Here is a 14,792-nt window from a genome sequence, read left to right on the forward strand (position 1 = left end):
TCGAGAAAGTGATGGCAAGAGCTTGCAGAGTCTTGCACAACCGGCCCGGACGCCGCTCGCCCCCCGTAACAAAGCGCTCTTCCCTTGTAAGGAAGCGTCTCACGACGGTCGCCGGGAGGTCACGCCCGAATAACTTCGGAGATGTCTTGCACTTTTTTGCTGCAAGACCTTTCGCGTCGCTTTCAACGCTGTTACGTTCACGTCGCCCGACGGCGCCAACGACGCGGTCGGTGTCGGCAGGAGCGGCGGACGGGCCCGCACCCTGCACCACACGGGCTTTCACCCTCAAGGAGAACTCATGCGGCGTGGCATAGCGGCCACCGCTCTGGTGGCGTCCCTCGCCCTCGCGGCGACGGCGTGCGGCGGGGACGGCGACAGCGACAGCGAGTCCGGCGGACCGGTCACCATCACGTACTGGGACACCTCGAACGCGACCAACGAGGCGCCGGCCTACAAGGCCCTGGCCAAGGAGTTCGAGGCCGCCAACAAGGGCATCAAGGTCAACTACGTCAACGTCCCCTTCGACCAGGCGCAGAACAAGTTCGACACCGCCGCCGGTGCCTCGGGCGCCCCGGACGTGCTGCGCACGGACGTCGGCTGGACCGCCGCCTTCGCCAAGAAGGGCTTCTTCCTGCCGCTGGACGGCACCGAGGCCCTCGCCGAGCAGGACAAGTTCCAGCCCAAGCTGATCGAGCAGGCCAAGTACGAGGGCAAGACCTACGGCGTCCCGCTGGTCACCGACACCCTCGCCTTCGTCTACAACAAGGAACTGTTCGAGAAGGCCGGCGTCGAGGTCCCCAAGAACTGGGACGAGCTGAAGAAGGCCGCCGCCACCATCAAGGACAAGACCGGCGTCGACGGCTACTGGGCCTCCACCGCCGGCTACTACGCGCAGCCGTTCCTCTACGGCGAGGGCACCGACACGGTCGACGTCGAGGCCAAGAAGATCACCGTCAACTCGCCCGCGGCGAAGAAGGCGTACGGCACCTGGCTGAGCCTGTTCGACGGCAAGGGCCTGCACAAGGCCGACACCACCGCCGACGCCTACGCCCACATCCAGGAGGCGTTCGTCAGCGGCAAGGTCGCCTCGATCATCCAGGGCCCGTGGGAGATCACCAACTTCTACAAGGGCTCGGCGTTCAAGGACAAGAACAACCTCGGCATCGCCACCGTCCCGGCCGGCTCCACCGGCAAGGCGGGCGCCCCGACCGGCGGCCACAACCTCTCGGTCTACGCCGGCTCGGACAAGGCCCACCAGGAGGCGGCGCTGAAGTTCGTGAAGTTCATGACCTCGGCGAAGTCCCAGGAGACCGTCGCCCTGAAGAACTCCACGCTGCCGACCCGCGACGACGCCTACACCGCCGAGGTCAAGGCCGACCCGGGCATCGCCGGCTTCCAGACGGTCCTGCCCGCCGCCCAGCCGCGCCCGTCGCTGCCGGAGTACAGCTCCCTGCTGACCCCGCTGGACGACGAGCTGCCGCAGATCGCCGGCGGCAAGAAGTCCCTGGACGAGGGCCTGAGCGACGCCGAGACCGCGATCGCCAAGCTGGTGCCGGACTTCAGCAAGTGAGCCCGCGTGGCCGCCGGGTCTCCCACCAGGAGGGGAGGGACCCGGCGGCCACCGGCCGTGCGCCGCACCCCCGACCTGCTGACCTGCTGACCTTCCCCTTGCTCCCGAAGGTGTCGAACCATGACAGTCGCCATCGACCGCGCGACCGGCAAGCGCCGCGGTGACCGCACCCCGCGGCCCGGCCTCGGCCGGCGTCTGAAAGACGGCTACCAGAAGCACTGGTACGCCTACGCCATGATCGCGCCGGTGGCCGTCGTGATCGGTGTCCTCGTGCTGTACCCGCTGGGCTACGGCCTCTACCTCACCCTCACCGACGCCAACAGCCTCAACAGCGCGCGCACCATCGGCGTCAACGAGATCGAGGCCACCTACCAGTTCGTCGGTCTGGACAACTACGCCGACATCCTGTGGGGCCCGACGGCGTACGACCGGTTCTGGTCCCACTTCATCTGGACCATCGTGTGGACGGCGGTCTGCGTCGGCCTGCACTTCTGCATCGGCCTCGGCCTCGCCCTGCTGCTCAACCAGAAGCTGCGCGGCCGCACCTTCTACCGGCTGATCCTGGTCCTGCCGTGGGCCGTGCCCACCTTCGTCACCGTCTTCGGCTGGCGCTTCATGCTCGCCGACCAGGGCATCATCAACTCCGGCCTGGACTGGCTGCACCTGCCCACGCCCGCGTGGCTGGAGGACACCTTCTGGCAGCGGTTCTCCGCGATCATGGTGAACACCTGGTGCGGCGTGCCGTTCATGATGGTCTCGCTCCTCGGCGGCCTTCAGTCCATCGACAACAGCCTCTACGAGGCCGCCGAGATGGACGGCGCGAACGCCTGGCAGCGCTTCCGCTACGTCACCCTTCCCGGCCTGCGCTCGGTCAGCTCCACGGTCGTCCTGCTCGGCGTCATCTGGACCTTCAACCAGTTCGCCGTGATCTTCCTGCTGTTCGGCAACACCGCCCCGGAGGCGCAGATCCTCGTCACCTGGGCGTACCAGCTCGGCTTCGGGCAGCAGCCGCGCGACTTCGCGCAGTCCGCGGCCTACGGCATCCTGCTGCTGGCCATCCTGATCGTCTTCACCTCCTTCTACCGCCGCTGGCTGAACCGCAATGAGCAGCAGCTCGCGATCTGAGGCAGGAGCCACCATGAGCACTACGACCGTTCCGGCGTCCGCTCCGGCCGAGCAGGCCGGCACCGCGCCCGCCGACCCGCCGCGCAAGGTGCGCTCCCGCGGCGAGCGCAGCCGCGTCGCCTCCCTGGCCTCGCACGGCATCCTGACCGTGGCGAGCCTCGTCGCGCTCTTCCCGGTCGCCTGGCTGGTCTACCTGTCCCTCGGCCCGGACAAGAACGACTACCTGCACCCCGAGCGCATCTGGTCGAAGATGACCTTCGACAACTACGTCTTCGTGCTCCAGGAGACCAACTTCTTCGACTGGCTGAAGAGCTCGCTCATCGTCTCGCTGGGCACCACGGTCATCGGCGTCATGGTCGCCGCCACCACCGGCTACGCGGTCTCCCGGATGCGCTTCCCGGGCTACCGCAAGCTCATGTGGGTCCTCCTGGTCACCCAGATGTTCCCCATCGCCGTGCTGATCGTGCCGATGTACCAGATCCTGTCCGAGCTCCGGCTCGTCGACAGCTACTTCGGCCTGATCCTCGTCTACTGCTCGACCGCGGTGCCGTACTGCGCGTGGCTGCTCAAGGGCTACTTCGACACCATCCCGTTCGAGATCGACGAGGCCGGACGCGTCGACGGACTGACCCCCTTCGGCACCTTCTTCCGGCTGATCCTGCCGCTGGCCCGGCCGGGCCTGGCGGTGGCCGGCTTCTACAGCTTCATCACGGCCTTCGGCGAGGTCGCCTTCGCCTCGACGTTCATGCTGAGCGACACGAAGTACACCTTCGCGGTCGGACTGCAGAGCTTCATCAGCGAGCACGACGCGCAGCGTCACCTGATGGCGGCCACCGCCGTGCTCGTCGCGATACCCGTCTCCGCGTTCTTCTACCTCGTGCAGAAGAACCTGGTGACCGGCCTCACCGCCGGCGGCACCAAGGGCTGACGCCCGGCCGGGAAAACGTCCGGCCGCGGTGCCCATCCGACCCCGCAGCACCGCGGCCGGCCGCCCCCCCACCCATGCCTCCATGACCAGAACTCCGTCTCATCCCAAGGACGACATGAGCCAGCAGCCTTCCGCCGCACCGGCCCCCACCCCCACGACCGCCTCCGCCTCCGCCACGGCGACCGTCGCGCGGCGCCGCGACTGGTGGCGGGACGCGGTGATCTACCAGGTGTACCCGCGCAGCTTCGCCGACAGCAACGGCGACGGCATGGGCGACCTGGAGGGCGTCCGCACCCGCCTGCCGTACCTGCGCGACCTGGGCGTGGACGCCGTGTGGCTCAGCCCCTTCTACGCCTCCCCGCAGGCCGACGCCGGCTACGACGTCGCCGACTACCGGGCCGTCGACCCCATGTTCGGCAACCTGCTGGACGCCGACGCGCTGATCCGCGACGCGCACGCCCTGGGCCTGCGCATCATCGTCGACCTGGTCCCCAACCACTCCTCCGACCAGTACGAGTGGTTCAAGCGCGCCCTCGCCGAGGGCCCCGGCTCCCCGGCCCGCGACCGCTACCACTTCCGTCCCGGCAAGGGCGACAACGGCGAACTCCCGCCCAACGACTGGGAGTCCATCTTCGGCGGTCCCGCCTGGACCCGGGTCACCGAGCCGGACGGGACGCCGGGGGAGTGGTACCTGCACCTGTTCGCCCCCGAGCAGCCCGACTTCAACTGGGAGCACCCGGCCGTCGGCGACGAGTTCCGCTCCATCCTGCGCTTCTGGCTGGACATGGGCGTGGACGGCTTCCGCATCGACGTCGCGCACGGCATGGTGAAGGCCGTGGGGCTGCCCGACCTGGGCGACCACGAGCAGCTGAAGCTGCTGGGCAACGATGTCATGCCGTTCTTCGACCAGGACGGCGTCCACGACATCTACCGCCAGTGGCGGCGCATCCTGGACGAGTACAGCGGTGAGCGCATCTTCGTCGCCGAGGCCTGGACCCCGACCGTCGAGCGCACCGCCAACTACGTCCGGCCCGACGAGCTGCACCAGGCCTTCAACTTCCAGTACCTGGGCACCCACTGGGACGCCGAGGAACTGCGCAGCGTCATCGACCGCACCCTGGACGCCATGCGCCCGGTCGGTGCCCCGGCGACCTGGGTCCTGTCCAACCACGACGTCACCCGCCACGCCACCCGCTTCGCCAACCCGGCCGGCCTCGGCACCCAGATCCGCCTGGCCGGCGACCGCGAACTGGGCCTGCGCAGGGCACGGGCGGCCACCCTCCTCATGCTGGCGCTGCCCGGCTCGGCCTACGTCTACCAGGGCGAGGAGCTGGGCCTCCCGGACGTCGTCGACCTCCCCGACGAGGTGCGCCAGGACCCCGCGTACTTCCGGGGCGCCGGCCAGGACGGCTTCCGCGACGGCTGCCGGGTGCCGATCCCGTGGACGCGCACCGGATCGTCGTACGGCTTCGGCGACGGCGGCAGCTGGCTCCCGCAGCCGACGGGCTGGGGCGAGCTGAGCGTCGAGGCGCAGACCGGCGAGCCCGGCTCGACCCTGGAGCTGTACCGCGCCGCGCTGGCGGTCCGCCGAGAGCAGGCCGACCTGGGCGCGGGCGACGCCGTGGAGTGGCTGCGCGCACCCGAGGGCGTCCTCGCCTTCCGGCGCGGGGAGTTCGTGTGCGTCGCCAACACCACCGGCGAGTCGGTGGCGCTGCCCGCGCACGGGCGGCTGCTGCTGGCCAGCGGTGAGGTGACGGAGGTCGACGGCGAGGCGAAGGTGCCGGGCGACACGACGGTGTGGTGGTCGCGGGCCTGACCGCCTGCCCGGAGGGGTCCGCAGGCCGCGGGCGGGCCCCTCACCGCGTCATCCCTCGCGACGAGCCCACCGGGCGGCCCGGACCGTCCCCTCCGCGATCTCCTTGCGGGGCAGGCTCAGACCCAGCGAGGTCTCCAGGGCGTGGAAGTACAGGGCGAACTCGTCGGTCAGCTCGGGGTGGTCCAGTTCGGCGCGGCGCAGGGCCCGGTTGAGGAAGTCGAGTTGCCCGCCCCGGAGGTACGGGGTGCGGCCCCGGTCGTAGTAGATCAGCTCGGTGATGCCGTCGTCGTCCACGCGGTGGCCGTCGCGCATGTAGTCGAACGTGTAGATGGCCTTGCCGAGGCAGGCGCTCAGCTCCACGGTCTCCGTCACACCCAGCTCGGCGAACGCTGCCGCGTCGACCCGGGTGCCGGGTGCCGTCTCGTGGTACATCAGGAACGTCCAGTCGCCGCTCTGTCCGAAGCAGCAGCTGTCCCAGTCCGTGAGCAAGTTGTCGTAGGTGCCGCCGTTCCCCTCGCTCAGGTCCGCCAGGCGGGTTCCCGCGGCGACGTGCTGCGGGTCGGCCCCGTACAGCAGGGCGATCCGCTCCGCGCTGACGTTCTCGCCACGGAAGAACTCCAGGGATGTGTAGGGTGCCTGCTCGCGCCACGAGCCGGAGATCCACGCGAACCCCTCCAGCGGGTCGCGACCGCAGAGCGGCGCCGGTTCCGTCCCGTCCGTGCCACCGCCGCGGAAGCTGCGGCCCCAGGCGGGGTCTATCCGGTCCATCAGCGCGGCCTGGCCGACGACCGTCGCGTCCAGCCCGCGGACGGCCTCCTCGGCGAGGAAGTACAGCGTCTCGTCGAGGTCCCGGGCGATGAAGGCGTTGTCGTGGGGGCCGTGGTAGCCGCAGACCGTGCCGTCCTCCTCCAGGACGAGGTACAGGCCGGCGTACCCGTCCTCCTCCGCGTGGTCCTCGTACTGCTCGTACGACGTGCCGGTGGGCGGGAACACGGCCTCGTCGAGCAGGTCGGAGCCTGCGGCCAGCCGGTGCCAGGCCTGCTTGAGCGCGTCCTCGGTGATCGTCTGCATGGGTGCAGTATGCGACCGGGCACTGACAACGCCCCGGCACCGGCTCCCGGCGGAACTTCTTGCCTCGACTTCGCACCGACCACTGCCCTTTCGGTCGGTGAACCCTTAACATCTGCGTCACCGCAAGGTTTCTGAAGGTTTCAGCAAGAGTCTTCAACCGGCCTATCGGGCACCTTCGGCTCCCCGCAACGCCTTCGACGATGAAGGAAACCCCACATGGCACGCAGAGCCCTCACGGCGGCCGTCGCACTCGCGGCAGCTTCCGTTGTCATGACCCCGACGAGCGCGCAGGCCTCCCCGCCCGGCGCCAAGGACGTCACCGCCGTCCTCTTCGAGTGGAACTTCGCCTCCGTGGCCAGGGAGTGCACGAACACCCTGGGCCCCGCCGGCTACGGCTACGTCCAGGTCTCCCCGCCCGCCGAGCACATACAGGGCGGGCAGTGGTGGACCTCGTACCAGCCGGTCAGCTACAAGATCGCCGGCCGGCTCGGCGACCGGGCCGCCTTCAAGAACATGGTGGACACCTGCCACGCGGCCGGTGTGAAGGTCGTCGCCGACGCCGTGGTCAACCACATGTCGGCGGGCAGCGGCACGGGCACCGGCGGCTCCTCGTACGGCAAGTACGACTACCCCGGCATCTACTCCTCGTACGACTTCGACGACTGCCGCTCGGAGATCAACAACTACCGGGACCGGTACAACGTCCAGCACTGCGAGCTGGTCGGCCTCGCCGACCTCGACACCGGCGAGGAGTACGTCCGCGGCAGGATCGCCGGGTACCTGAACGACCTGCTCTCCCTCGGCGTCGACGGCTTCCGCATCGACGCGGCCAAGCACATCCCGGCCGCCGACCTCGCGAACATCAAATCCCGGCTGAGCGACCCGGGCGTGTACTGGAAGCACGAGGTCATCTACGGGGCAGGCGAGGCCGTCCAGCCGACCGAGTACACCGGCAACGGTGACGTGCAGGAGTTCCGGTACGCCTACGACCTCAAGCGCGTCTTCAACAACGAGAAACTCGCCTACCTGAAGAACTACGGCGAGGGCTGGGGATACCTGAGCAGCTCCGACGCGGGCGTCTTCGTCGACAACCACGACACCGAGCGCAACGGCTCCACGCTCAACTACAAGGACAACGCCAACTACACCCTGGCCAACGTCTTCATGCTGGCCTGGCCCTACGGCGCCCCCGACATCAACTCCGGCTACGAGTGGTCGAACCACGACGCCGGACCGCCGAACGGCGGTCAGGTCAACGCCTGCTGGCAGGACGGCTGGAAGTGCCAGCACGCCTGGCCGGAGATCAAGTCGATGGTCGCCTTCCGCAACGCCACCCGCGGGCAGGCCGTCACGAACTGGTGGGACAACGGCAACGACGCCATCGCCTTCGGGCGCGGTAACAAGGGCTACGTCGCCGTCAACCACGAGTCGGGCGCCCTCACCCGCACGTACCAGACCTCGCTGCCGGCGGGGACGTACTGCGACGTCCAGAGCGGCAAGCCGGTGACCGTGAACGGCTCCGGCCAGTTCACGGCGACGCTCGGCGCCAACACCGCGCTCGCGCTGTACGCCGGGAAGTCCGCCTGCTGAACGGGCCCAGGGGGCAGGGGTCGTGAGAGTTCGTGAAAGTTCTTTCCGTTGCTTTCACGACCCTTGCCGCAAGACTTGCGTCGGCGCTACCGTCTCGCCGGGGTCGGACCCGAACGAGCCGTCATCGCAAGGAGCTCACGCCGTGATACCGAGAAGGCCGGTGCCTGTCGCGCGCCGCACCGCACGAGCGAGACGGGTCGCGGCCGTCACCGTGGCCGCGCTCGCCGCAGCCCTCCTCCCACCCCTCGCCGCGCGGGCCGACGCCCCGCCCCGGCCGCCTTCGGACGCCAAGCTCGCCAAGGCCGAGGCCCGGCACGACCTCACCCGCGAGCAGTTCTACTTCGTCCTGCCGGACCGCTTCGCCAACGGCGACACCCGCAACGACAGGGGCGGCCTGACCGGCACCCGCCTCACCACCGGCTACGACCCCACCGACAAGGGCTTCTACCAGGGCGGCGACCTCAAGGGCCTCACCCAGAAGCTCGACTACATCAAGGGCCTGGGCACCACCGCCATCTGGATGGCGCCCATCTTCAAGAACCAGCCCGTGCAGGGCACCGGCGACAACGCCTCCGCCGGCTACCACGGCTACTGGATCACCGACTTCACCCAGGTCGACCCGCACTTCGGCACCAACCAGGACCTGAAGAACCTGATCTCCAAGGCACACGCCAAGGGCATGAAGGTCTTCTTCGACGTCATCACCAACCACACCGCCGACGTCGTCGACTACGAGGAGAAGTCCTACGACTACCTCTCCAAGGGCGCCTTCCCGTACCTGACGAAGGACGGTGAGCCCTTCGACGACACCGACTACGCGGACGGCGAGCGCCGGTTCCCCCGTACGGACTCCGGCTCCTTCCCGCGTACGCCGACCGTCCCGGCCGACAAGCGCGGGCTCAAGGTCCCGTCCTGGCTCAACGACCCCGCGATGTACCACAACCGCGGCGACTCCACCTGGGCCGGCGAGTCCACCACGTACGGCGACTTCTCCGGCCTCGACGACCTGTGGACCGAACGTCCCGAGGTCGTCAGCGGCATGGAGAAGATCTACCAGCGGTGGGTCAAGGACTTCGACATCGACGGCTTCCGCATCGACACCGTGAAGCACGTCAACATGGAGTTCTGGACCCAGTGGGCCACCGCCCTCGACGCCTACGCGGCGAAGAAGGGCCGGGACGACTTCTTCATGTTCGGCGAGGTCTACTCCGCCGACACCGCCGTCACCTCCCCGTACGTCACCCAGGGCCGCCTGGACTCCACCCTCGACTTCCCCTTCCAGGACGCGGCCCGCGCCTACGCCTCCCAGGGCGGCAGCGCCCAGAAGCTCGCCGCCGTCTACGGCGACGACTGGAAGTACACGACCGACAAGGCCAACGCCTACGAACAGGTCACCTTCCTCGGCAACCACGACATGGGCCGCATCGGCACCTTCCTCAAGCAGGACGACCCCGACGCCACCGACGCCGAACTGCTGAAGAAGGCCCGCCTCGCCAACGAGCTGATGTTCCTCGGCCGCGGCAACCCGGTGATCTACTACGGCGACGAGCAGGGCTTCACCGGCGCGGGCGGCGACAAGGACGCCCGCCAGACCATGTTCGCCTCCCGCACCGCCGACTACCTCGACGACGACCAGCTCGGCACCGACCGCACCCACGCCGAGGACGCCTACGACACGGGCGCGCCCCTGTACCGGCAGATCAGCGCCCTCGCGAAGCTGCGCAAGGCCCACCCGGCCCTCGCCGACGGCGTCCAGACCGAGCGGTACGCGGCTGACGGCGCCGGCGTCTACGCCTTCTCGCGCACCGACGCCGACCGCGGCACCGAGTACGTCGTCGCCTTCAACAACGCCGACGAGGAGAGGACGGCGACCTTCGCGACCGGCTCCGCGCACATGGCCTTCCGGGGCATCTACGGCACCGACGAGGACGTGAAGTCCGGCGCCGACAAGAAGGTCACGGTCACCGTCCCGGCCGGATCGGCCGTCGTCCTGAAGGCCGCGGGCCGCCTCGCCGAGCCCGCCACCGAGCCCGGCGTCATCCTCAAGGCCCCCGAGCCCGGCGCCACCGGCACCGTGGAGCTGACGGCCGATGTCAGCGGCGGACAGCTCAACCGCGTCGTCTTCGCCGCCCAGACCGGCGACGGCAAGTGGCGCACCCTCGGCTCCTCCGACCACGCCCCCTACAAGGTCACCCACACCATCGCCGAGGACACCCCGGCCGGCACCGCCCTGCGCTACAAGGCCGTCGTGATCGACTCGGCGGGCCGTACGGCGAGCGCCACGGCCGCCTCGACGACCGGCATCCCGCCCGTCGAAGCACCGCCCACCGCCGCCTCCCGCGACTACGCGATCGTCCACTACAAGCGGGAGGACGGGAACTACGACGACTGGGGCCTGTACGCCTGGGGCGACCTCGCCGAGGGTGAGGCCACCGAGTGGCCGAACAGCCACCCCTTCATCGGCCGCGACGCCTACGGTGCCTTCGCCTACGTCAAGCTCAAGCCCGGCGCGTCCAATGTCGGCTTCCTCGTCATCGACAAGGACGGCAACAAGGACGTCGCCGCCGACCGCACCATCGACGTCACGCAGACCGGCGAGGTGTGGATCGAGCAGGGCAAGGAGCAGGTCGTCACCGAGCGGCCCGACTACCCGGCCCAGGACACCAGCAAGGCCGTCCTGCACTACCACCGAGCCGACGGGAACTACGACGGCTGGGGCCTGCACGTCTGGGGCGGCGCCGCGAACCCCACCGACTGGTCGAAGCCGCTGACGCCGGTCAAGACTGACTCCTATGGCGCGGTCTTCGAAGTACCCCTCACCGAGGGTGCCACCAGCCTCAGCTACATCGTCCACAAGGGCGACGAGAAGGACCTGCCCACCGACCAGGCCCTCGACCTCAGGGCCAAGGGTCACGAGGTGTGGCTGGTGAGCGGCGAGGCTGAGTACCTGCTGCCGCAGCCGGCCGGCTCCGCGGCCGCCGTCGACCTCACCACCGCCAAGGCGGTCTGGATCGACCGGAACACCGTCGCCTGGAACGGCTCCGCAGGCGCCGCCTCCACCCAGCTGCTCGCCTCCCGCTCCGGCTCCATCAAGGCCGAGGACGGCACCCTGACCGCCGACGACGAGACGAGCTGGCTCCGCCTCACGAAGACGGCCCTCACGGACGCCCAGAAGGCGCAGTACCCGCACCTGAAGGAGTACACCGCCTGGTCGGTCGACCCGCGCGACCGCGACCGGGTCCGCGAAGCCCTGCGCGGCCAGGTCGTCGCCTCCCAGCGCGCCGCCAACGGCGCCGTCCTCGCGGCGACCGGCGTGCAGATCGCCGGCGTCCTGGACGACCTCTACGCGGCCGAGGCGACCAAGGCCGACCTCGGCCCCGTCTTCCGCCACGGCCGCCCCACCCTCTCCCTGTGGGCACCGACCGCACAGGACGTGAAGCTGGAGATCGGTGACCGCACCGTCCGCATGCGGCGCGACGACGACACCGGCGTCTGGTCCGTCCGCGGCCCGCGCTCCTGGAAGGGCAAGCCCTACCGCTACGCCGTGAAGGTGTGGGCGCCCGAGGCCGGGAAGGTCGTCACCAACAAGGTCACCGACCCGTACTCCCTCGCCCTGACCACCGACTCCGAGCGCAGCCTCGTCGTCGACCTGGACGACCGGAAGCTCGCCCCGCGCGGCTGGCACAGCTACGACAAGCCCGAGGCCGTGCCGCTCAGGGACGCCCAGATCCAGGAGCTGCACATCCGCGACTTCTCCGTCGCGGACCGCACGGCGGACCCGGACCACCGGGGCACCTACCTCGCCTTCACCGACGACCGGAGCGACGGCTCGAAGCACCTGCGCGAGCTGGCGGAGGCCGGCACGTCGTACGTGCACCTGCTGCCCGCCTTCGACATCGCCACCATCCCCGAGAAGAAGTCCGACCAGGCCACCGTCGACTGCGACCTCGCCGCGCTCCCCGCCGACTCCGAGAAGCAGCAGGAGTGCGTGGCGAAGGCGGCGGCCGAGGACGCCTACAACTGGGGCTATGACCCGTACCACTACACGGTCCCCGAGGGCTCCTACGCCACCGACCCGGACGGCACCGCCCGCACGGTCGAGTTCCGGAAGATGGTCAAGGCGCTCAACGAGGACGGCCTGCGGGTCGTCATGGACGTCGTCTACAACCACACGGCCGCCAGCGGCCAGGCGAAGACCAGCGTCCTCGACCGGATCGTCCCCGGCTACTACCAGCGGCTCCTCGCCGACGGCTCCGTGGCGAACAGCACCTGCTGCGCCAACACCGCCACCGAGAACGCCATGATGGGCAAGCTGGTCGTCGACTCGGTCGTCACCTGGGCCAAGGAGTACAAGGTCGACGGCTTCCGCTTCGACCTCATGGGCCACCACCCGAAGAAGAACATCCTCGCGGTCAGGAAGGCCCTGGACGAGCTGACCCTCGCCGAGGACGGCGTCGACGGCAAGAAGATCATCCTGTACGGCGAGGGCTGGAACTTCGGCGAGGTCGCCGACGACGCCCGCTTCGTCCAGGCCACCCAGAAGAACATGGCCGGCACCGGCATCGCGACCTTCTCCGACCGCGCCCGCGACGCCGTGCGCGGCGGCGGCCCCTTCGACGAGGACCCCGGCGTCCAGGGCTTCGCCTCCGGCCTCTACACCGAGCCCAACGGCTCCGAGGCCAACGGCACCGAGGCCGAGCAGAAGGCCCGCCTCCTGCACTACCAGGACCTCATCAAGGTCGGCCTGACCGGCAACCTCGCCGACTACACCTTCACGGACACCGACGGCAAGGAGGTCAAGGGCTCCGAGGTCGACTACAACGGCGCCCCCGCCGGATACGCCGAGGCCCCGGGCGACGCCCTCGCCTACGCCGACGCGCACGACAACGAGTCCCTGTTCGACGCGCTCGCCTTCAAGCTGCCGACTTCGGTGAACGCGGACGACCGGGCCCGCATGCAGGTCCTCGCCATGGCCACCGCCGCCCTCTCCCAGGGACCGGCGCTCTCCCAGGCCGGCACCGACCTGCTGCGCTCCAAGTCGCTGGACCGCAACTCCTACGACAGCGGCGACTGGTTCAACGCCATCCACTGGAACTGCGCCGACGGCAACGGCTTCGGTCGCGGCCTGCCCCCGGCCGCCGACAACCAGGACAAGTGGCCCTACGCCAAGCCCCTGCTCGGCTCTGTGCAGGTCGGCTGCCCGCAGATCACCGGCGCCTCGGCGGCGTACCGGGACCTGTTGAAGATCCGTACGGGCGAGCGGGACTTCTCCCTCGCCACGGCGGAGCAGGTGCAGTCCCGGCTCTCCTTCCCGCTCTCCGGGAAGCACGAGACACCCGGCGTGATCACCATGCGCCTCGGTGGCCTGGTGGTCGTCTTCAACGCCACCCCACAGGCGCAGGAGCAGCGGATCGAGACGGCGGCCGGGACCGGCTACCGACTGCACCCGGTGCAGGCGGCGGGCGCGGACCCGGTGGTGAAGAAGTCCGCGTACGCGTCCGGGACCGGCACGTTCACCGTGCCGGGCCGTACGGTCGCCGTGTTCGAGCGCACCGGCTGACAGTCGGGGTACTGCGGTTAGGGTGAGCCCTGCTGTTCACGCAACGGGAGGGCTCATGCCGCAGATCACCGTCGACTACTCCGCCTCGCTCGCGGACGACTTCGACCGGCCCGCCTTCGCGCGGGCCCTGCACGGCGCCGTCGTGGAGATCGCGGCCGCCAGGCCGCCGGCGTGCAAGACGCAGTTCCGCCGCACCGAGGACACCACGGTCGGCCCCGACACCGACGGGCACGCCGTCGTGCACGTCACCCTCGGGCTGCTCGCGGGGCGCACGGACGAGACCAAGGCGCGGCTGACCGAGGCCGTGCTGGAGCTGCTGCGGCAGCACGTGAAGCCGGGCGACGGCCTCACCCTGCACGCCTCGGCGGAGGTCCGCGACCTCGATCCGTCGTACCGGAAGTTCGAGAGCTAGGCGGCCAGTGCGGACAGCCGGCCGACCAGGTCCCCGAAGGGGCCGTCGGCCGGCTCGTTCGCGACGACGCGGCGCAGCAGGGCGGCCATCTCCTCGTCGTGGGCGGCGCTCACCGCCGTCAGCGCGGCGAAGTCGTGCACGAGCTGGACCTCCAGCTCGGCGCGCGGGATGCGGCGCCCGTCCAGCCAGATCAGGGCCGTCGACTCGGCCAGCGAGATCCAGGAGCGCACGACCAGTTCCAGACGGGCGGGCGGATCGTTGACGCCCAGGTGCGAAAGGATCTGGTCATACGCGGCCTGCCGTACGGAGTCCACGAGCGCGTTCGTCCGCGAGGAGCCGACCGCCGGACCGCCGCGCATCAGCGCCGAGAAACCGGGGCCGTGCTCGTCCACGAAGTCGAAGTAGCGGCCCATGACGCGCAGCAGCCGCGCGCCCAGCGGGCCTTCGGCCGGCTCCGCGAACCGGGCCGCGAGATCGTCCGCGGCCCGCTGCAACGCGGCCTCGTACAGGCTGAGTTTGCCGGGGAAGTAGTGGTAGACCAGCGGGCGGGAGATGCCCGCGGCCGACGCTATCTCGTCGATGGAGACCTCGTCGGGCGAGCGGCGGCTGAACAGATCGAGGGCGACGCCGATCAGTTGCTGCCGCCGTTCCTCGACGCCCATTCTGCGGCGTACCCCGGTAGTCATACGAACACCTTACCGATCGAATTCAGCCTTCGAA

Annotated in this window: 9 protein-coding genes; 7 read left to right on the plus strand and 2 right to left on the minus strand. The window is 69.7% G+C overall.

Features of this window, described 5'->3' with window-relative positions; translation table 11 throughout:
* Window positions 1-298 precede the first annotated feature (298 nt).
* The 4 genes from KUM03_RS27995 (at window position 299) to KUM03_RS28010 (ending at window position 5,439) form a co-directional block, all read left to right on the plus strand.
* Complete coding sequence (locus KUM03_RS27995) at window positions 299-1,570, plus strand: extracellular solute-binding protein (RefSeq protein ID WP_217252580.1); 1,272 nt, start codon at window positions 299-301, stop codon at window positions 1,568-1,570.
* A 120-nt stretch (window positions 1,571-1,690) separates the two neighbouring features.
* The gene (locus tag KUM03_RS28000; protein WP_217252582.1) at window positions 1,691-2,695 is read left to right on the plus strand and encodes a carbohydrate ABC transporter permease; all 1,005 of its coding nucleotides are present in this window, start codon (window positions 1,691-1,693) and stop codon (window positions 2,693-2,695) included.
* A 13-nt stretch (window positions 2,696-2,708) separates the two neighbouring features.
* A complete protein-coding gene (locus KUM03_RS28005) occupies window positions 2,709-3,623 on the plus strand; it encodes a sugar ABC transporter permease (RefSeq protein ID WP_217252584.1) in 915 nt (304 codons plus the stop codon).
* 115 nt (window positions 3,624-3,738) lie between these two features.
* Entirely contained in the window at window positions 3,739-5,439 is a 1,701-nt protein-coding gene (locus tag KUM03_RS28010; protein WP_217252587.1) for a glycoside hydrolase family 13 protein, read from the plus strand.
* A gap of 48 nt (window positions 5,440-5,487) precedes the next feature.
* Here the strand turns inward: KUM03_RS28010 and KUM03_RS28015 are convergent, their stop codons facing one another.
* Window positions 5,488-6,510, minus strand: a complete 1,023-nt coding sequence (locus KUM03_RS28015; RefSeq protein ID WP_217252589.1) for a hypothetical protein — start codon at window positions 6,508-6,510, stop codon at window positions 5,488-5,490.
* Between the two features lie 216 nt (window positions 6,511-6,726).
* Here KUM03_RS28015 and KUM03_RS28020 point away from each other — a divergent pair, with 216 nt between their 5' ends.
* The 3 genes from KUM03_RS28020 (at window position 6,727) to KUM03_RS28030 (ending at window position 14,072) form a co-directional block, all read left to right on the plus strand.
* A complete protein-coding gene (locus KUM03_RS28020; protein ID WP_217252591.1) occupies window positions 6,727-8,100 on the plus strand; it encodes an alpha-amylase family protein in 1,374 nt (457 codons plus the stop codon).
* A 142-nt stretch (window positions 8,101-8,242) separates the two neighbouring features.
* Complete coding sequence (gene pulA, locus KUM03_RS28025; protein WP_217252593.1) at window positions 8,243-13,660, plus strand: pullulanase-type alpha-1,6-glucosidase; 5,418 nt, start codon at window positions 8,243-8,245, stop codon at window positions 13,658-13,660.
* A gap of 55 nt (window positions 13,661-13,715) precedes the next feature.
* Entirely contained in the window at window positions 13,716-14,072 is a 357-nt protein-coding gene (locus KUM03_RS28030) for a 5-carboxymethyl-2-hydroxymuconate Delta-isomerase (protein ID WP_217252596.1), read from the plus strand.
* Here the strand turns inward: KUM03_RS28030 and KUM03_RS28035 are convergent.
* Window positions 14,069-14,758 carry a TetR/AcrR family transcriptional regulator gene (locus tag KUM03_RS28035; protein ID WP_217252598.1) on the minus strand — a complete coding sequence of 230 codons (690 nt, stop codon included), beginning with the start codon at window positions 14,756-14,758 and terminating at the stop codon, window positions 14,069-14,071. The genes KUM03_RS28030 and KUM03_RS28035 overlap by 4 nt on opposite strands.
* Window positions 14,759-14,792: the final 34 nt, after the last annotated feature.

Source organism: Streptomyces sp. AC602_WCS936 (assembly GCF_019049125.1).
Lineage (GTDB): Bacteria > Actinomycetota > Actinomycetes > Streptomycetales > Streptomycetaceae > Streptomyces.